This is a genomic window from Cohnella herbarum, from assembly GCF_012849095.1.
Lineage (GTDB): Bacteria > Bacillota > Bacilli > Paenibacillales > Paenibacillaceae > Cohnella > Cohnella herbarum.
In genome coordinates this window covers 6,953,046-6,973,227 of record NZ_CP051680.1, presented here as the reverse complement: position 1 = coordinate 6,973,227, position 20,182 = coordinate 6,953,046, and the positions used below count along the sequence as shown (strand labels likewise).

The 20,182-nt window shown below is 48.8% G+C and carries 16 protein-coding genes; 1 reads left to right on the top strand and 15 read right to left on the bottom strand.

Going from position 1 to position 20,182, the window contains the following annotated elements:
* Positions 1-108: 108 nt before the first annotated feature.
* The 14 genes from HH215_RS29360 to HH215_RS29295 form a co-directional block, all read right to left on the bottom strand.
* Complete coding sequence (locus tag HH215_RS29360) at positions 109-1,509, bottom strand: ABC transporter substrate-binding protein (protein WP_169283123.1); 1,401 nt, start codon at positions 1,507-1,509, stop codon at positions 109-111.
* 133 nt (positions 1,510-1,642) lie between these two features.
* Positions 1,643-2,437 carry a response regulator transcription factor gene (locus tag HH215_RS29355; protein ID WP_169283122.1) on the bottom strand — a complete coding sequence of 265 codons (795 nt, stop codon included), beginning with the start codon at positions 2,435-2,437 and terminating at the stop codon, positions 1,643-1,645.
* Between the two features lie 3 nt (positions 2,438-2,440).
* Positions 2,441-4,195, bottom strand: a complete 1,755-nt coding sequence (locus HH215_RS29350; RefSeq protein ID WP_169283121.1) for a cache domain-containing sensor histidine kinase — start codon at positions 4,193-4,195, stop codon at positions 2,441-2,443.
* A gap of 182 nt (positions 4,196-4,377) precedes the next feature.
* Positions 4,378-5,865 (bottom strand): alpha-L-fucosidase, encoded by a 1,488-nt coding sequence (locus tag HH215_RS29345; RefSeq protein ID WP_254450262.1) that lies wholly within the window; start codon positions 5,863-5,865, stop codon positions 4,378-4,380.
* Positions 5,866-5,916: 51 nt separating this feature from the next.
* Positions 5,917-6,750, bottom strand: a complete 834-nt coding sequence (locus HH215_RS29340) for a carbohydrate ABC transporter permease (RefSeq protein ID WP_254450261.1) — start codon at positions 6,748-6,750, stop codon at positions 5,917-5,919.
* Positions 6,747-7,628, bottom strand: coding sequence for a carbohydrate ABC transporter permease (locus HH215_RS29335; RefSeq protein ID WP_169283120.1), 882 nt, complete (start codon positions 7,626-7,628; stop codon positions 6,747-6,749). The genes HH215_RS29340 and HH215_RS29335 overlap by 4 nt, the downstream gene beginning before the upstream one ends.
* A gap of 64 nt (positions 7,629-7,692) precedes the next feature.
* Positions 7,693-8,985, bottom strand: a complete 1,293-nt coding sequence (locus HH215_RS29330; RefSeq protein ID WP_254450260.1) for an ABC transporter substrate-binding protein — start codon at positions 8,983-8,985, stop codon at positions 7,693-7,695.
* Positions 8,986-9,171: 186 nt separating this feature from the next.
* Positions 9,172-10,365 carry a response regulator transcription factor gene (locus HH215_RS29325; RefSeq protein WP_169283119.1) on the bottom strand — a complete coding sequence of 398 codons (1,194 nt, stop codon included), beginning with the start codon at positions 10,363-10,365 and terminating at the stop codon, positions 9,172-9,174.
* The gene (locus HH215_RS29320) at positions 10,337-12,166 is read right to left on the bottom strand and encodes a sensor histidine kinase (protein ID WP_169283118.1); all 1,830 of its coding nucleotides are present in this window, start codon (positions 12,164-12,166) and stop codon (positions 10,337-10,339) included. Before HH215_RS29320 ends, HH215_RS29325 begins: the two co-directional genes overlap by 29 nt.
* Positions 12,167-12,442: 276 nt before the next feature.
* Positions 12,443-13,699 carry a trans-sulfuration enzyme family protein gene (locus tag HH215_RS29315; protein ID WP_169283117.1) on the bottom strand — a complete coding sequence of 419 codons (1,257 nt, stop codon included), beginning with the start codon at positions 13,697-13,699 and terminating at the stop codon, positions 12,443-12,445.
* Positions 13,680-14,516 (bottom strand): carbohydrate ABC transporter permease, encoded by an 837-nt coding sequence (locus HH215_RS29310; protein WP_169283116.1) that lies wholly within the window; start codon positions 14,514-14,516, stop codon positions 13,680-13,682. The genes HH215_RS29315 and HH215_RS29310 overlap by 20 nt, the downstream gene beginning before the upstream one ends.
* On the bottom strand, positions 14,516-15,400 hold the full coding sequence (locus HH215_RS29305) for a carbohydrate ABC transporter permease (RefSeq protein WP_169283115.1): 885 nt from the start codon (positions 15,398-15,400) through the stop codon (positions 14,516-14,518). Before HH215_RS29305 ends, HH215_RS29310 begins: the two co-directional genes overlap by 1 nt.
* 80 nt (positions 15,401-15,480) lie before the next feature.
* Positions 15,481-16,839, bottom strand: a complete 1,359-nt coding sequence (locus tag HH215_RS29300; protein WP_169283114.1) for an ABC transporter substrate-binding protein — start codon at positions 16,837-16,839, stop codon at positions 15,481-15,483.
* A 145-nt stretch (positions 16,840-16,984) separates the two neighbouring features.
* Complete coding sequence (locus tag HH215_RS29295; RefSeq protein ID WP_169283113.1) at positions 16,985-17,689, bottom strand: FadR/GntR family transcriptional regulator; 705 nt, start codon at positions 17,687-17,689, stop codon at positions 16,985-16,987.
* A 362-nt stretch (positions 17,690-18,051) separates the two neighbouring features.
* Here HH215_RS29295 and HH215_RS29290 point away from each other — a divergent pair, with 362 nt between their 5' ends.
* Positions 18,052-19,083 (top strand): glycoside hydrolase family protein, encoded by a 1,032-nt coding sequence (locus HH215_RS29290; RefSeq protein ID WP_169283112.1) that lies wholly within the window; start codon positions 18,052-18,054, stop codon positions 19,081-19,083.
* Between the two features lie 101 nt (positions 19,084-19,184).
* Here the strand turns inward: HH215_RS29290 and HH215_RS29285 are convergent, their stop codons facing one another.
* Positions 19,185-19,634: a DinB family protein gene (locus HH215_RS29285; RefSeq protein WP_169283111.1), complete on the bottom strand. Its 450-nt coding sequence runs from the start codon at positions 19,632-19,634 to the stop codon at positions 19,185-19,187.
* Positions 19,635-20,182 lie beyond the last annotated feature (548 nt).

Sequence of the window (20,182 nt, the reverse complement as noted above, 5' to 3'; positions counted from 1 at the left end):
TAAGTATGCAGAGATCGAAGTCGATGGGGGATAGGGGCTCGTTCTCACAGCCCCCAACCCTACGAGCGTCACAAGGAGCGTCAAGACGTCCTTGTGACGACTTTGCTTTTACCAGCCTGCGAGTCCCAACTGTTTCGCTTGCTTCTCTACGTCTTTGTCGTATAAGCTCGCGGCGTCCGTTGCTTTCCGTTTGCCCGTGCCGACCTCGACCGTGATCTGCTCAAGGCTCGGTCCCTTGATCGGAGAAATGTATTCCAGCGCCGGAGCCGTCTTGCCGGAATCGAAGTAAGGAAGCATGTCTTTGACGACTTGCGGGACGTCGTCCGGCATCGTAGCGCCTTTAACGACGTAAGGGCCGGTCGGTTGGGACACCGTGCCGACCACTGCCATCCCTTCGGGGGAGGCAATGAAGGCTAAGAATTGCTTGGCTTCATCGATATGCTGCGAGTTCTTGTAAATATAAGCCGCGGGCGACATCCATACCGTGATTCCGTTCTTATCCGCATTATCGCCTGGCTGGGCGAAGAATCCGATATCGTTAATGCTTTCGGGATTGTTCTGCGCGATGGTCGGGATAATGAAGGTGAGCATTGGATAATGCGCTCCCTTGCCTTCGGCCAGCATCTTAATACCCGAATCCAAGGTTGCGGCCAAGTAATCCTTGTTCATGTAGCCTACCGTCTCTTCAAGCTTCTCGAAGCTTCTTAAAGCCGCCGGCGTTGTCGCATACTTCGCTTTATTCGCCGTATAATCGGCCGCGAAGTTAGGAGCTTCGGCTTGCACGTTATAGTAATCGGCTAGCATGATCAACTGCGAGGTCCATGATTCCTTGTAGGTTCCGATAATCGCCGTAAGGCCTGAGTCCTTGATTTTCTTATTGTTTGCCATTAATTCAGCCCAAGTCTTAGGTACGGTAAGCCCGAGATCAGCGTAGATTTTCTTGTTGTAGAACCAACCGCCGCCCATTGTCGCATTAGTCGGCGCGCCATATTGTTTGCCGTTAAATGTAACCGTTTGCTTGAAGGAGTCGATGACATCGGCTTGCCAAGGTTCACTCGAGACATCTAAAATATTCTGTTCCGGATTAAGCGCTTGCATAAGCGAGCCGGCGTTGTAGAAAAAAACGTCGTTCATATCGCCGGTCGATAGACGGGTCTTCACGAAGTTGTCGCCTTCGCTGCCGGCCGGACGAGTTTCCGTCTCGATCGTTATGTTCGGGTTCTTCGCTTGGAATGCATCTACCAAAGCCTTGGCTACGCTAACCGCGTCTTGCGAATTATCGACGAGCAATGAGATCGTGACCTTTTCTTGCGGTTTGCTGGATTCGCTCTCCGCCGGCGACGCGCTAGCGGACGATGATGAGCTATCCGACGGAGATGCTTTTGCGGAGGAGGAAGCATTGTCCTTGTCGTTCGAACCGCCGCAACCTGCTAGCAAGCCTGCAATCAACAATACGCAGGATAGGACGGAGACGACTTTTTTCGATTTTCCTAAACTCGGCTTTCTCATGTACGGTTTCCCCCTGAGTGATTATCGATAGGCAAATCATGTAGAAACAGGGCCCGGGTTCCCATACCCTTATTATAAATCCCGCTCTGGGCACCGATCAGTGGGTCATTTCATTGTTCGGCGTCCGATTTTTTTAGGTCAGATCCCGAAATTGTCCGGGGGTGGTACCCGTGAATTTCTTGAATACTTCCGAGAAATGCCGATACGTATGATAGCCGACCCGCTCGCTCACTTCATTAACCTTCAAGCCTTTGCGAAGCAGCATCTTGGCTAGCTCCATCCGGTAACGGGTCAGGAATTTGATATACGTTTCGCCCGTCTCCTCCTTGAACAGCACGCTCAGGTAAGCGGCGTTCATCCCCACGTGATCGGCCACCTCCTGCAGCGACAAGTCCCGGTTCACGTGCAGCACGATATAAGAACGGGCCCGCTCGACCGCGGAGCTCTTCGGCGTATGGCCATCGTCTAGCGCTTGACCGTCCAACAACGCCTTCTCCTGTAATTCCCGCTGACTCTCCTCCCACTTTCTGCGGATTTCCATCGTCTCGCGTTGACTGGCGATTCGGCTCACCGCCTTGTGCAAGGAGCGCTCCACGCTCTCATCCGTAATCGGCTTCTCTAGATAATCAATAACGCCAAGCTGAATCGCTTGCTTCACGTATTCGAATTCATTGAAACCGCTGAATACGATACAGCAGGTATCCTCGGCTTCGCGCATAATCTCCTGAATGAGCTGAAGACCATCCATCCCCGGCATCCGGATATCGGTCAGCACGATGTCGGGCCTCTGTTGTCTGAACACCTCTAGCGCGGTAATGCCATCGCCCGCCGTCCCGACCAGTTCGACCTCTAAGCCCGTCCAATCTATAAGCGTCCGCAGTGCTTCGATTACGATGTATTCATCGTCAAATACGACGGCTTTAAGCATGGCTTACGCCTCCTCGGGATAAGGTTTGAATCTGATTTCCACCTTGGTGCCCACGCCTTCTTCGCTTGTGATTCGGAAGATGCTGGTCGCCCCGTAGTAAAGCTCTATCCGTTCCTTCACGTTGGTAAGCCCGTATCCTTGGCGGGTAACCGACATATCCTCGATGCCAACCCCATCGTCTTCGATGATGAATACGAGGTAGTCTCCCTCTTTGGTCCCCGACACTTCGATCTTCCCTTCCCCAAGCTTAGGCTCGAGCCCGTGATAGATCGCGTTCTCCACGAGAGGTTGGACGATCAGCTTCAGAATTTCGGTACTCAAGATCGATTCGTCTACGTTCGCATGATAAGCGAACCGATTGTTGTACCGAATGTTTTGAATCGTCATGTAATGCTCGATATGCTGCAGCTCCTTATAGACGGGGATCGTCTCTTTGCCCTTATTCAGGCTGAGCTTGAAACTCTCGGATAAAGAGAGCGCCATCTGGGCGGCCTCCTTATTTTTCTGTAATCGGGCCATCCAATAGATCGAGTCCAACGTGTTATATAGAAAATGGGGCTTGATTTGCGCCTGCAGCGCACGCAGCTCGGCTTCCCTCTCCTTCAATTCCGAGTGGATGAGCCTCTTGGCCAGCTCCTCGTTCTCCGAAGTGATTCGCTTGAACGTCTCGCCGATCGTACCTACCTCGTCCTCCGAAAATTTGCCGTCGAATTCCCTTGCTCCTTTATTCCAATCGACCATCATTTTCTTGATCTGAATAAGGGGTTTCGTGATCGTACCCGAGATGATAACCGACAGCAGCAACGCCACGAGCGCAATCAAAGAAGCGATCAAAGTCGTCGCGGTGCCGATCCGGTTGGACTGCTTCAGCAGTTCCTTCTTCTGGATAAGATGCAATAACGTCCATCCCGTCGTCTGATTACGATATTCACTGACCAAGTAACCTTGATCGCGCAACTGGTTCAACGTAGCGGACAAACTATCCGCCGTTTGCGGCATATCGATGACGTTCTCCTCCGGGTAGACCACTTTCAGCGCGCCTTGCGAGGAATCGACCGCCATGAACGTGCCGTTATTATTGCTTCCGCTGAATACGCTGCCGAACATGGACTTCGATAGATTAACGATCAATAGGCCGAGCGGTTTGCCTTTCGGATCCCCGGAGTCGCGGAATAGCTTGACCGTCGAGAAAATATTAGACTTGTCGCCGAGCACGTTATAGCTGAAAAACACCACTCTGCCTTTAGCGGCGACGGCTTGTTCGTACCAATCCGTTGCTTCGATGTCTTGTTTCTTCGTTGGCGTCTCATAGATGCCCGCGTCATCGGATTTTCTCAGACAATAGGTTTGATAGTAGAGGTCAAGCACGCATAGCGAGTCGACGTAACGCGAGTCGTAAGAGTCGCTGTTGATGACCCTCTGCAGCCGATTGCTGGTCGTTGCGTTCATCTCGCTTTGCTGCGCGCTCGAATTGATCTCGCTGTCCCGCAGGTCGTTGCGAATGTCATCGTTCAGAACGATCGAACGGTTCAGGTTCACGATGTTGCGGAATAGGAGGTCGGCCACTTCGCTTGACGTCTCCAAGTGGTCGATATTCGTCTGAGTATTGTTGTTCGTAAGGGTATCTTTGGCGATGTTAAAGGAAATATAACCGAGGAGGAACAGAGGGGGGACGGACAATAGGATCATTGCGGCCAAAAATCGACTTCTGACTTTGCGGAAAAAGAACGGGAATAGCCGTCTTGATGTCCATTTCATAAGTCCAACGCCCGCCTTTAATATGATAAACGGCCTGACAATGGAGGTCAGGCCGCATTCGACTTAATTATATAATATTAAACAATCCGGAATAGAAAGAATAGTTCGAATTTCATAGAATCGATGTCCGATTTTATTGGATGGATACGGTCCCCTATACTCCCGGACAAGCGCTGTTTCCTTTATTGATCCTCCTCGCCGGTAATTCGGAAGGAAAGCCCGAAGATATTCGCTTCTTCTTCCGGAAGCGTAAGGATAAGACCTCCCGCCTCGCGCCGCCATTGAATCTTCTGTTCGCATCCCAATAAGATCACCGATGCGATGCGCCCCGGGTAGAGGTGGCTGTTCTCGGCTAACGAACGTATTTCTATCCGCCCGTTTTCCGGCCTCCCCAGAACGATCACGTAAAGCGTCGTTCCCCTCGTAGTAAACCGAATGTCTTCGTAGGTAAAGGAGCTGCGCTTCGTATCGTTAAACGTTCCGCTCACGATTTTGGTCGGCCCTTCGCCAAATACCGTCCATGGCCGGGTGCCATATATAGCCTCGCCGTTGCGTCCCAGCCAATCTCCGATCGACAATAGAATGGACCGTTCTTCCTCCGGAATCGTTCCATCGGCTTTGGGTCCGACATTAAGCAGTAGAACTCCGTTCTTGCTAACCACATCCACCAGATCTCCGATGATTCTCTCAGGCGACTTGTAGACATGCCCCTCGATGTGGCACCAGGCCGTCTCGCTTACGGAAGTACAAGTCTGCCATACTCTCGGTTGAATTTGTTCTAACAGACCTCGCTCCATGTCGTAGACGGCCGTTCCTTCTTTGAACGCATTGAATTTATAGTTAATAACAACGCCCAGATCCCATTCCGCCGCGCGATTATAGTAATAAGCGGCCAGTCGGCGCAGGTACGGCTGAAATGCCGGCTGTTCGATCCACCAGTCGAAGTACACCAATTGCGGGCCGTATCGATCGATAAGATGACAGGTTCTGACTAGCCAATCGTCCAAGAAAGACTGACTTGGTTGAAACAATGGCGCAGGCGTGTCGATCCTGCCGAGACTTCTCTGCGCGGGACCGTATAAACCGACATAGTCCGAATCCTCTATATCGGAAGAAATATCCCGCCCCCCGTTGTAAAACCACCAATTTTCCGCGCGGTGCGAAGATACGCCGAAGGTCATAAAGCGTCGGCGGACAGCCTCGGACAATTCCCCGATGACGTCTCTTTTCGGTCCCATCTTGCAGGAGTTCCAGTCCGTGAAGGGACAATCGTACATCGCGAAGCCGTCATGATGTTCGGCAACGGGCACGACAAAGTTGGCTCCCGCCCGCTTGAACAAAGCGGCCCACTCTTCGGCATCGAACGACGGCGCCTGAAATTGCGGGATAAAATCTTTATATCCGAATTCGTCCAATGAACCGTAAGTTTTCAAATGATGATGATAGGCCTTGGAATCTTTCCGGTACATATTTCTCGGATACCACTCGTTCTCGAACGCAGGCACCGAATAAACGCCCCAATGAATGAAAATGCCGAACTTCCCTTCCCCGTACCAATCGGGGATCTCGTATCCCCCCAATGAATCCCAGTCATCCGAGAAGGGGCCTCTTCGAATCGTCTCCTTGATTTCTTCCTTATGCCTTTGCATGTCGCGGGCTGAAGCAGTCAATTCAAGCTCACCTTCCTCTTCGTTCGTATGCCTTACAGTCGGATTAATCCGTTACCCCTTCACGGCGCCTCCGACCAATCCTTTGATGATGTAGCGTTGTATGAATACATATAGCAGCGTGAACGGAGCGGCGATCAACACCGCGGCGGCGAACAGTTGCTGCCATTGCGTCGAATATTGCATGCGGAAAGCCATAAGTCCCGTAGGTAAGGTCCGCATATCCGGCGAAGGCAAATAGACAAGCGGGCTAAAAAAGTCATTCCACGAGTTGAGCGCGATAATAATGACGCAAGTCGATGTGACCGGTAACGTAAGCGGAAAAACGATTTTCCAGAACAATTTGATCGGCGAACAACCGTCGATGACCGCCGCTTCCTCGATTTCCAGCGGCAGGGTTTTAAAAAATTGCAAATACAAAAAGATCGGCAATGCCATTCCGCCCGAGGTTTGTACGATGGATAATCCAATGTGCGTATTCAGCAATGAAAGCTCCCGCAATAAGAGGAACGATTGGATGGTACCCGCGAATCCGGGAAGGATAAGCCCCATTAGGAAAAAAGTAAAAATCAAATCCCCTTTCCACGGTTTCCCATGTCGCAATGCATAACCCGCAAGAACACTTGCTAGCAACGTAATCGATGTCGTTAACACCAGGACGGTCATACTGTTGCGAAAATAGAGCAGCAGACGTCCTTTCTCAATCGCATCGGAGTAATTGCTCCAATGAAAGCTGTCCGGGAGCCTCAGAGGGTTCGGGCCGGCAGCAGGATCTTGCAAAGATACGGTAGCCAGTACGAACAATGGGATCAAAATGACAACCATTGCGCATAAAGCCAGCCCATACGACGATATTTTCTTAGCACGAATCATAGCCGTGGCGCTCAATATTTGACCTCCCATCTGCTCAGAAGTCGAATTTGCGTAAAAGTGACGACCAGAATGAAGACCGATAGGACCATTGCCATAGCCGTTCCATAACCCGGTTGGGAGGTCTTAAACGCGAATTGATAGATCAACGATCCGAATACTTGCGTTGAATTGGCCGGACCGCCCTGCGTCATTACCCAGATGTGTTCGAATTGTTTCAAATTTCCGATAACGGATAGAACGGTATTAACCGTAATCGCCGGCATCAATAAAGGCAGCGTAATGCGGAAAAACTTCTGCCGCGCTCCCGCGCCATCAATACTCGCCGATTCGTAGATATCCTGCGGAATGCTCTGCAAGCCTGCCATATAGATCATCATGGAGTAACCGATATACTGCCATATAATGACGAATGCAATAGAGAAGATCGCTATATCCGGACGTCCCAGCCAATCAATGGCAGCCAGGCCATCTAGGCCCAGCCGATCGAACATTTTCGGGAGAAACCCTACGAACGGGGAATACATATAGCTCCAAACATAGCCGATAACGACCGTATTCAGGATTGCCGGATAAAAAATAACGGCGCGCATCCAAGAGACGCCCTTTAGTTTCTGATCAAGAACGACGGCAAACAATATGGCCAGAACATGCTGCACGAGCAGAACGATGACCGATAGAATAAAGATATTACGCAACGCAGTCGTGAACAGAGGATCCTTGAACACATTTACGAAGTTATCCAATCCGACCCAATTGGCAGAAAACGAAAATCCGCGCCAGTCGGTAAATCCATAATAAAATCCGCTAAATATTGGTGCCGCGTAGAACAACAAGAACAAAATAAAAGCCGGTGCGAGAAACAGAAGGTACGTTCTTAAATTTATGATTTTCATTCGTTGTCCCACCTTCGAATCTGATAAGAAAGGAAAGACCCGGCTTCACCGGGTCATACCCACATTACTTATAGTCTTTCTCCTGCGCCTTCTGCATCTCGCTTAGAAGCTCGGACGGCGAACCGTTTTTCTTAAGCAAGATCTTCTGCAGAATCGGGAAATAAGTAGGCTCGATAGATGGAGTTAAACTCGGGAATATCGAAGTGATATTGGAATCGATCGTTTGAGTCAGCTCGGCGGAAATCGGATGATAGCTCGGCGATGTGCCTCCCTTGACGGTAACTGCCGCTTTCGTCTCCTCCGACCAGATCTTGGCGATTTCCGGATCAGAAATGAAGGACAAGAACAGCTTGACTTCTTCCGGATGCTTGCTCCATGAAATTCCGGTAAAAATGTTATCCGATACGAGGTTGACTACGTGCGGTTCCGAGCCTTTGTTCAACGGGATGGAGAACGCGCCGACTTCGAATTTCTGGGAATCGGCGGTGAACGAATCCAGCGACCACGTGCCCATCGGATACATGGCGGCTTTGCCTTCCTTGAATACTTGTACGACTTGGTCATTACCCAGCCCAACCGAATTTTCGAGGAAATAATCTTTGTTCGTCAGCTCGATAATCGGGTCGAAGAAGTTAGCGAATTCGGGATCCGTCCACTTTTTCTCTCCGCTCGCAAGCTTATCGAATGTTTGAGGATCTTTGTTTTGATAGTATCCGTAGTTGCTGCTGGACAGGAATTGGGTAGCCCAAGCATCCTTGCCTCCCGTAATGAAAGGAGCCGTACCGCTTTCTTTGATTTTCGCGCTGACTTCGAGGAGTTGTTCCCACGTCGTCGGCACGTTCAGATTAAGTTTCTTGAAGATATCCTTGTTATAGAAGAAAACAACGGCATAATAATTGTAGGACATGCCGTATGTCTTGCCGTCGACCGTACCCAGTTGTACGGCGGAATCCAAATAATTGCTCAACCAAGGTTCGTTGGTGAGATCCATCAAGACGTCTTGCCCGACATATTCTCTCATTTGGTTCGGGAACATCCAGACGATGTCCATGTCCGCCTTGGATACGATTCGGGTACGGATGATCTCCCTGTATTGATCCGCGATTTGATCGTGCTCGATGGTGATATAAGGATAAGCTTGTTCGAATTTTTCGATGGCTTGCTTACTGACCGGGTTCCAAGTCGATAATTTGAGAGTGACCGATTCCTTCTCGGATTGCCCGGATGCCGATGCGCTTGCCCCGGCGCTTCCTTTGACGTTGCCCGAATCTTTCGCATTATTTCCTCCGCATGCCGTAACAGCTAATGCTACTAGAGTCAGGACTAATAGCGCTTTCATTGTTTTGAATCTTGTCACTTGTATGCCATCCCCTTGTCACTCAATTATTGTCTGCATAACAAGTATATAATCGTGCGTGCCAAGCTTGGTATGACCCGAAATTGATATTATTAACACGATTTTAACCGGATTTGCGTCTCGAACGTCCTACATGCAGACGAATTGTACAATTCGTATACGATTTGTACTTTTTCATAGTCACAGTTAGACTCTTCGAAACTCGCTCGGGGTCATCCCGGTATACTCTTTGAACTGTTTGCTGAAGTAATGAGCGTTCGAATAGCCGACTTCCTCCGAAATGCTTTGAATCCTCATCGCGGTATGGCTTAACAAATATCTCGCTTGATCAAGCTTCTTGCGGGTTACGTAGTCGCTGAAATTCATGCCTAGCTCTTTGGTAAAAAGCCGGCTGAGATATCCGCTGCTGACATGAACGTGCCGCGCGCAATCCGACAACGAGATTTCTTGGCGAAAATGGAGATCGACGTATTCTTTCGCAAGGCGTATCGTTTGATGTATTCCTAAACTACGCTCCGACATTTTGGTTATGGCTTCGTTATACGCCATTCTGATGCGCTGGTGCTGCTGGTGGATGCCGCTTGAACCGCAAATGATTGACACATGAAGCAAATTCATGACCATTCGACGAATATCGCTTAACATATCCTCCATCTTGCCCGAATCTTCTATGGCTTTAGACGGCAATAACCATATGATCTCCGAATCCTCTCTGCCGATCAGGATGCTTCCCTCGGCTTTGGCGGCATATCCCTCGATTAGCGATTGGACGGAAGGAAACAACGATTTCCCAACCTTACCGGCAAGCTCCGCTGACGAATCCGACGGTTCAAGACGAATAACCGCGATCCAATAGCCCTCGCGGAACAGAGAGGCTCTTAAGATCGATTCCTCGTCATCCTCTCTTTCGGATTCTATTTCCCTATCGTTGGTTATCGTCGTCAGTAAAGATTGAAGATTCGACTTAGGATCCTGCTGCTTGTTTTCCATCCCCCGTTCAGTCTGCTCAAGCTTGTCGATCACGCGCTGCATAGAGGATACGATTTCCTGCTTGGTCATCGTCGGCTTATGCAAATAATCTACGACGCCAAGTCGCAAGGCTTCCTGCACGTAAGCAAAGTCGTTATAGCTGCTGACGAGAATGATGCGAATATCCGGGTAAAGCGTCTTCAACTTTTTGATAAGCTCGATCCCGTCCATGACCGGCATCCGGATATCCGTCATGACGATATCGACGGTCCGGTCTTCAAGCAGACTAAGCGCTTCCGCCCCATTCGAAGCCTCAAGCTCCCATTTTACGCCGTATGACTCCCAATCTATCATGTGGCGCATTCCGATTCGGACGATAGACTCATCCTCTACGACCATCATCTTCCACATGTTTGTCATCTCCTTTTTCGATTAGCGGCATAAGAAGTTTGATCGTGACTCCCTCACCGACCTGACTGTCGACCGACAATCCGTATTGTTGGCCAAACCGAAATCTGATGCGATCCCGGACGTTTCCGATTCCGATATTCCGATTGTCCGTACCGTGTTTCTCCGCGTATATTTTTGCGACTTTCTCCGCATCCATTCCGATCCCGTCATCCGAGACGCTTAATTGCAGTTGGCTTCCATCTAAGGATACCTCCGCTGAGATGATTACATGAACCCGATCGTTAATTCCGGCAGCACCATGGAAAATCGCGTTCTCCAAGATCGGTTGCAAGATCATCGCAGGAATCAAGGCATTCCGTGTCTCGTCTTGGATGCGCCATTCGACCGAGAATTTTTCCGTATAGCGCAGCTCCATCAGTTGCAAGTAATCTTTCAAGAATACAATCTCTTCGCGAATCGTTATCAACTCCTGATCCAGCCGCATATTGGAATTCAACAACTGGCTGAACGCGCGGAGAAGATCGGCAATTTGATCCGAATCTTGGAGAATGGCAAGCATTCTAATGGAATTGATCGTATTATGAAGGAAGTGCGGATTTATTCTGGCTCTAAGAGCGTTCAGCTCGGCTTCTCTTTTTAAACGTTCCGATTGGCTAATCGAATTGACCATATCCTCCAAACGTATTACCATTCGGTTATATCGGAGAAGCAATTGGCCGAATTCGTCTTTCCGAGTGTCAGCAGGGGTCTCCGTAAGTACAAAAAGTCCTTTTTCCACCGCCTGCATCGATCGAATAAGACCTCTGATTGGCTTGGACAGTCCTCGAGCTAGCAACCAGGATAATAACGCGGTGGCCACGCAGATTAAGACGACAACAAAAATAGAATAATCCTTAATGACGGCGCTCTCCTTCAGCAGCTCTTTATGATCGATGAGCAGATAGGTTGTCCATCCCGTATAGTCGTTGTATTTTTTGACGCCGCTCCATTTTTCCCTCTCTCCATCTATTTTCGTATCGATCGTAACGGACATCGGCCTCATCCCGTCACGATTCAGACCGGCGTTCTTGGCGAGAAGTTCTTTGGAAATGGCGGAATTCGTCGTATACACCTCTCCGTAAGGTCCCGCGACTGTCACATGAACGTTCTGAAAACCGAGCGATTGGACTTTCTTTGCAATAAAATCGGGCTTAACGTCCACGGCAATGACGGCTGCGGGAGCATACTTCCGATCCACCAGCATTCTAGCGATCGTGATTGTCCTGAACGGTCGGTCATTGAATTGAGTTTCGTTGCGAAGACCGGATATCACCAAGGCTCCGTTCTTTTTGACCGCATCCTTAAACCATTGTTCTTCGGAAGGACTATTAGACTTATCAATCGATTTAATTCCGCTAACCCGATATCCATAAATGCTGCCGTTAACGCCATAGAACAGCATGGCTTCTATCATCGTATTGACGGAAGGATAAGAGGAAATCAATTCGATCAGACGTTGTTGCTTGTTCAGTTCCGCCAAATCCCATTGCTCGGTCGGCGCGCTTGGAGACGAGGCAATATCAATGAGCTCCTCCGTTGCGTAAGGCAGCGTGCTGAACCGATCCAGTCCCTCCACTTGCGTTGCAAGCGTGTTATCGAATTGGCCGATGATCACCTTGAGATCCTCAATGACTTTGCGTTCTAGGGAATCAACCGATTTCTGATACGCAAGCCAACCCAGAGATATCGTTGGAAGAATACAGAGCACGCATAATACGATAAGCAGCTTAGATTGAAACGTTCGGGTATTCCATATCCGCATTCCAGTCCCCCCTTGGGTTGCGACCTTCTACGTAAAGTCAGGGTCGAATTTTGCCGAAATTGATCTTATTGTGTTAGTTGCACAACAAGTATAAGCTTATCGTCCGAATCAGGGCAATGCGTAATAAAAGCCTTGTTAGACCAAGAATAGGAACCTTGTAGTTTTTCGAAACAGCCTTAAGTCACGAAACAAAAGACGACCTATACACCTAATATTAGGTGTATAGGTCGTCCGTCTATATCTGAACATTCCGGTCCTCGCGACTTGTTTGTTACTTCATAGATCGTTCAGGGCGCTAAACAAATCTTCCGCCAAATCGTTAACGTCCTCGAGCCCGACGGATATTCTGATCGTACGCTCCAATCTCGTTTCATGCTCGGTTCGCGATTGCTGATCCGGAGGTATTCCCAAGCCCGGGGAATAGACCAAGCTTTCGAAACCTCCCCAGCTTACGCCGATTTGGAAGAGCTGCAGTTTATTCATCATTCGCGCTACCGCGGCGGCGCCGCCATGCAATTCAAAGCTGAACAGTCCGGTAATATCGCTGAATTGCCGGGACGCGAGTTCAAACTGCTCGTGTTTCTCCAGCAAGGGTAAATTTACCCTCATCACTTGGGGATGGCTGTTTAACATCGCCGCGAGTCGTCTCGCCGACTCGGCATGCTGCTTCATCCGAATTCCGAACGTCTTCAAACCGCGAGTCAAAAGCCAAGCTTCCAGAGGAGCTAACGTGCCCCCAATCAATACCCCTTCGGCTTGGGAGATCCCGTCGATGAACTTCTTCGATGAAATGACGACCCCCGCCGTCACGTCGCTATGCCCGCACAAATATTTGGAAGCGGAATGGATGACGACGTCGATTCCCCATTCGATCGGACGCAGCGTAGCGGGCGTTGCGCAAGTATTATCCATGACCGTTATCAGCCCATGCTCTTTGGCCATTTGAACGACTGCCGGGATATCGAATACGTCCATGAAAAACGTAGATAAGCCTTCGCAATAAATCATTTTCGTATTCGGCTTAATCGCCTCGCGCACTAGATCCAATTTTCTGAAATCGACGAAGTCGGCCGTTATGCCGAATTTCCCCAAGTAATTCTGAAGCATCTGGTAAGTGCCGTTATAGATCGGATAGCCGCATACGACATGATCGCCTTGCCGCAGAACGTGGAGCAACGTGGAGGATATCGCCGCCATTCCGGATGCGAACAGCCTCGCAGCCTCTCCCTTTTCCAACGCCGCCAGCTTCTTCTCCGCGATGATCTGGGTGGGATTAGACACCCTCGAGTAATAAAACGCTTCTTCCTCCCATTGCGATTTCTGGAAATCTTCGTACGTATCGAACGCGAATAATGTATTCATGAATACGGGAGGAACTACCGCGCCGAGAAACGTTTCATCTCCGTAATGGGTTAGCATGGTTTGCATTCCTGAATCCTTGGTGTCTCTATCCAACCGCTTGCTCATCTTGTCCTCGCCATCCTCTGTCTCTTTCTCTTTTTCGAATACATGATCAACCTTTAACGGCTCCATCCGATAACCCTTCCACGACGAAACGCTGTACGATAGCGAACATAATGAGGGAAGGAACTAACGCCATAACGGCACCGGCCGTCATGACTCCCCAGTTGACGTCGTAATTTTGCACAAACATCGACAAACCTACGGGAATCGTCTTAAACTCGTCGCTGCTAATAAACATGATCGCGCAGAGCAATTCGTTCCAGGCTCCGATGAATGCGAATACGAAGGTAGCCACGATGCCCGGGAGCATAATAGGCAGTACGATTCGGATGAGCGCCCCCAACTTGCTGCAACCGTCGATCAACGCCGCTTCCTCCAAATCGACCGGAATCCGGTCGAAGAAGCTGCGCATCAAAATCAGGCAGAACGGAATATTTCCTACGATATAAATGATAATCAGACCGCCTAAATGATTCATGAGACCGACCTTGCTGAATAAGATCGCGGTCGGAATCATGACCAGCACTCCGGGGATCATTTGCGTAAGCAGCAATCCGTACACGGCCATCGTTTTCGCTTTGAACGTATAACGCGCCATCGCATAACCGCCGAGAATCGCGAAGCAGGTCGTGAACAATCCCGTTCCGATGGAAACCAAGACGCTATTCTTCAGGAAAACATCGAAGTTGGAGGAGGACCATAAAACTTTATAATTGTCGAACGTGAAGTTCTTGGGCCAGTATTGAATGTCCGTCGTTAGAATGTCCATCCGTGGTTTAACGGACGTAATGAACAGCCAGTAAAACGGCAGCAGCACCATGAGCAGGTAAAAAATCAATATACATACACGGAGAATCGTAATAAAGGCGCGTCGGTTTCGAATCATCAGAAATTACCCGCCTTCTCGAATTTAGTCGCCTTCATGAACAAGTAGCAGAAAAGGATCAGCAGCGCCATGAAGAACAAACCGATCGCGGATGCCTGTCCATAATCCAAGGTGGAATAAGCTTTCATGAACATGTAGGAAGATAAAATGCTCGAAGAATTGGCCGGACCGCCAGCCGTCATAATATAAATAAGATCAGCCGAAGCAAATACCCATATTGTCCTCAATAGTAAAGTTAGAATGATAGTTTGCTTAATGTAGCTGAACGTAATATGCCAGAATTTAGACCAGATGCCCGCTCCGTCGATATCGGCGGCTTCGTAAAGGTCCTCCGGTATGGATTGCATAGCCGCAAGCAGCATGATGGCGAAGAAAGGAATGCCGTACCAGGTCATCGTGAGAATAACGGTGTACAACGCCAGCTTCGGATCGGACAAAAAGTATATTTTATTCTCGATAATGCCTAACTTGAGCAGCAAATCGTTAACCGGACCATACTCGGCATTCAATAGCCAGCGGAAGGTCAAGCCGACGACGAAGGAAGAAATCGCCCATGGCAGAAATACGATCGCCTGATAGAAGTTTCTCCCCGGAAAAGGCCGACGAAGCGCCAATGCCAGAATGAAACCAAGGATAAATTGTCCCGCGACCGTCAGTACGACCCAAATGAAAGAGTTCTTAAGTATCAAGCCGAAATTGCTGTCCTGGAATACGGCTTTAAAGTTGTTGATTCCGTTAAAGGCAATATCGTTAGGCGCGGTCAGCTTATAGCTTTGGAAGGCATACAAGAAAGAACTCAACAAAGGATACACTAAGAAAATACACAATAATAGAAAGCTTGGAGCCAACATAAAATACGGCTCTTTCGATTTAATCCGTTTCATTCGAGGGGTCCTCCTTGCCGTTAGGAATGCGAGTAGCCGGGAAAATCCCTTTGCCCGGCTACTCGACACCTACACGGCTGTTATTTCATTTCCGGCTTCGTGACTTGCGGCACCCCTGCATCCGGGTTTTCCTTCATATACTTCTGTTGGGCTTTCGTCAGGAAGTCGCCCAAGTTCTTCAAGGTTTGTTCGGCTGTCTGATTGTTGAGTAAGTACTTCTGTACCTCTGCATCCATGAAGCCTTCGCGGAATTCGCCAAGCTCCGGGAAGTTGCCGAGATTGGCGACCAGGTAGCTGTCCGGATCGTCCAACGTATCGATAAAGCCTTGCATCGGTCCGTCTACGGCTGATCCGCCTTCGTTCTTGAAGATTGGAATCATCGTCATGGCATTCGAGTACTTCAAGTTATTTTCCGGCGTGGACAGGAACGCGATGAACTTCCAAGAAGCTTCCTTATGTTTGGAATCCTTCGAGACGCTGTAGCCCCAGTTCGCTCCGGCGCCGATATATCTCTTGCCGTCGGCACCTTTCGGCCAAGGGATAACCGTCCATGCCTCGTCCGGCAATGTCGCTTTGGCAGCGCCGATAACTTCGGTCGTTTGGTTCAGCATGCCCGTGACTCCGGAAGTAAAGCCTTGTACCATCTCTTGGTAACCCCAGTTGATGGAATCCTTCGGAGCCCAGCCTTTTTTGTAGATATCCGTAAACTTAACGAACGCTTCAAGCGCTTCCGGTCTGAACAATACGGATGTACCGTCCTTCTCGTACGTCTCTCCGCCCGTTACGGACGTAATGTAGGCGAACACTTGGTCGAACCCAGCGCGCGCTCCGCGGAAAGCCCATCCATAGCGATTCTTGGCCGGATCGGTCAACTTCTCCGAAGCCGCGAAGATTTCCTCCCATGAAGTCGGAAGCGGCAGATTCGCTTCCGCGAACCAGTCTTTGCGGACGAATAACGCGCCGGACATCAAAGCATCGGGCATATAATAGATTTCCTTGTACAATTTGCGTTGTTGCTCTTCCATCGTGATATTGCTTACGAAGCTCGTTAATTTCTCCTTATCGGACCAAGCATCATAGTCGGCAGTAAGCGGTTCCAAATAACCCGCGGGAACGAATGTATTCAGCCAAGCCGGGTACATGTTCATGACATCGGGCATCGTCTTGCTTGCCCCTTGCATCGTCAGCTTATTGAAGGCCTGATCCCAAGGAACCGTCTCCATCTTCACTTTAATATCCGGATTCGCTTCTTCGAATGCGGCTATGATTTCATTGAAGTACTTTGTCCGATCCGGGGAAGGAGTGACGTCCAGAAAGCTGATTTCTACCTTCTCGTTCTTCGAACCCGACGATTTCCCTTCGTTCGACCCGCTAGACGAACAAGCGCTAGTTACAAGCAATACTCCGGCAAGAATGCCCAGTGCCATTTTTTTCAACATACGGTAGCCCCCATTAGAAGTTTTGATTATTATCGGTTAAACCAATTACGGGTATTTCGCTCACCTCCTTAAAAGATTCAACAACTGCGATTATTTTCTAAATTTGGATAGTTGTCTGACCACTTTGGTTAAGTGGATGGAGGAGCTAACCCCCAAACTTCTTCAGGTCGTCGCGCATAATCTCGAAGTGTTTGCTCATCAGCTTCGTGGCCTTCTTCGCATCGCCGCTTCTCATTGCCTCGTAAATGAGCCTATGCAACGGCTCGGTTTCCCTGCCGAAGACATGCATGTCCAAGCTGTCGATGACGCGGTCCGCCCACAACGAATCCATATCTTTAATCGATTGGAACAGCGTAAGCATCAACCGATTTTCGGAGCCCTCGTATAACGTTAGGTGAAACATATAATCCTCTTGGCGAGGAATTTCGCCTTTGTTCCTCTTCCGATCGTATTCGTCGACGATCTCTTCCAGCTTGTCCAGGTAGAAGGATTGTCCATGGCTGACGATTTGCTCGATCGCATGCTTCTCCATCATCTCGCGCAAATCTATCATTTCTATGATTGCCTTCATTTCCATGGAAACCTTAAGCGTGAAGTTACCCATTTCCGCCAATATCGTTTTCTCGGCGCGTAAGTACATTCCGCTGCCCGGCTTGATCTCGATCACGCCAAAGCTCTCTAATTTCTTCATCGCTTCTCGGAATGAAGGGCGGCTGATTTGGAACTGCTCGCAGAAAAAACGTTCCGTAGGCAATCGATCGCCTTGGCTGTAGCCCTTCTGCTCTATAAATTTAAGCACTTCATCCGTTATGGACTCGTGCAGCTTTTGTCTCTTAAGCGACTTCAGCATGCTCATCTCTCCAGACGATAACTAGTAAGTTGTCAGACCAATTAATTGAATTGTAGATGCTAATGAAATCGCTGTCAACAAAAAAATAATTTGAGCTTTCCCAACATATATAAATGCATTTCGCCTCCGAAATTCCGATAAATTTAAGGTCTTGAAAGTTTCGAAAGTAACCTTTATCATGAGACCCATTACGTCGCAAGCTTTCCGTGACTCTCTACAAAACGAGCAAAGGAGGGATCGATCGGGCTATAAGAATTCGGATGGAAGACCCGGAAAAAAGCTGACGATACCGCGTTAGATCAAGGAATGTTACCTCCCTCAGCTTATTGTTAAAAGCAATTAATCGCAGGGCCTATATAGCTATGAACTATTACAAAATGGAAGGCGTGATGAATTTGGGCAACAAATATTTAGACGGAAGACCGGAAGCGAAGTTTACGATCCCCGCGGCAGATCAAGGAATCGTACTCAGAAGAGGCGGCGAGGAGCTTGATGGATACGGAATCAGGGAACCCCTCGTCTTCGAGAGCGAAGGCACTTATTTCATGCACTACGATGCCTCCGATGACAAGACGGGCTGGAGAAATTATTTGGCCACGAGCAAGGATCTCATTCATTGGGATAAAAAAGGAGTCATTCTTAACCTGGGCGAAGAAGGAGAAGACGATTCCAGCTGCGCCGTATATGGCGTAACTTACCTCGAAGACGGAGTCTGGCATATGTTCTATATCGGCTCGGATTATCGTCGCGAGCATCCGTACGACATCCCGGATTTCCCTTACGTCACGATGAAGGCAAAGTCCGACTCCCCTTACGGGCCGTGGATTAAACAGGATATCGTGCCTTTCAGAATGAAAGAAAACACGTATTACAGCACAACCGCAAGCTCGGGTGCGATCGTGAAGGACGGAGACGAATATTTGCAGTTTTTCAGCGCATCCGTACTGGACTCCGACAACATTACCAAGCGCACCTTAGGCATTGCGCGCACCAAGGATCTGGACGGAGAATGGACCATTGATCCCGAGCCCTTATTCCCCCTCGAGGAGCAGATCGAGAACAGCACGGTGTTCTACGAGGAAGAAACCGAAACGTGGTTTCTGTTCACCAATCACGTCGGGATAAACGAAATCAAAGAATATACCGATGCCGTGTGGGTTTATTGGACTAAGGATATTCAGAATTGGGACGTCGACAACAAAGCTCTCGTATTCGACGGCAGTATGTGCAACTGGTCTAAATCCGTCATCGGCGCGCCTAGCGTATTCCGTCAAGGGAATAAACTAGCCCTCTATTACGATGGCGTGGAAGGCTCCGGATTCGACCACTTCCACCGCGATATCGGCGTCGCTTGGCTGGATTTGCCGATTCAATTGCCTGATCGGAATAAATAAGCAAGGCACGGATCGTTGAATACAAACAGCCCGCAAAACGGAACACGAATCGTGTTCCGTTCCGCGGGCTGTTGCAGATCCTCGTTATGCTATGGATACAACTATCTTGCAAATATAATATAATCTACGCTTACCGGCTCTATTCCATCCGCTCGAAGTCGCGAGTTGATCTGTCCTCGATGATACTGACCATGGAGCGCGACATGGGTTAAAATATCTCTCATAGAACTCTCGAATTGTTTACCTGCACTATTCGCGTAAGATATGATTTTATCTAGGTCCATTTCTTCTGTATCGGCGAGAAACGTTGTGAAGTTTTCTTCATTTTGTTTAATCAGTTGTGCACAGATTGCGAGATCTCCTTCCGACCAGATGGGCAGTTGCGAACTGTCCATTCCCCTTAATCTAGTTACCCATACTCGTTCCGCGTTAAGAATATGACAAAATAGATCAATCGTCCGTTGATTGTCGGTCTCCGCATTTTGCAACGTTTCGAGAATGCGCCGATTCGCCCAAATTAGATGATCGTACATCTTCCGAATGGTTTTCAATGAGTATCACCTTCTACTCGATTATTATTCAGTACTCTAAATGAATTCTATAAGATAAGGTTCCAACCCTTTAGTCTCCTTGTAAAAACTCTTTCTATATAGACGGCAGATAACATTCTGGGAATTTTAAAATGAAAGGTTCAATACAGAAGCGACCCCAGGGCAATCGCATTAAGAATCGTTTAGTATTTTAGCTACACTACACTACTTCCATTTAAATCTAACATTTGAAATCTAACGGAAGCACCAGTCGCTATTCTGCTCAAATAGGTACTTTTCAAAATCTAACGGAAGTCAGCGCTCTTATTTAAGTGTTTTCCAGTGAAAAGATGGCTTTTGAGCATAAATAGAGGCATGTAGTTCCGTTAGAATTTTAAAACATTCGTTTTTGACTAAATAGCGGCTGTGGCAGCTGTTAGAATATCTGTCTACGCTAGCCACCGTGCTGGAATTAGTCGATTCAATAGATTTCCAATTACGAGATTGAACTAAAAATACGATCCCTAGCATCGCGCTAAGGACCGCATTGAATGGCGTTTCACACGACC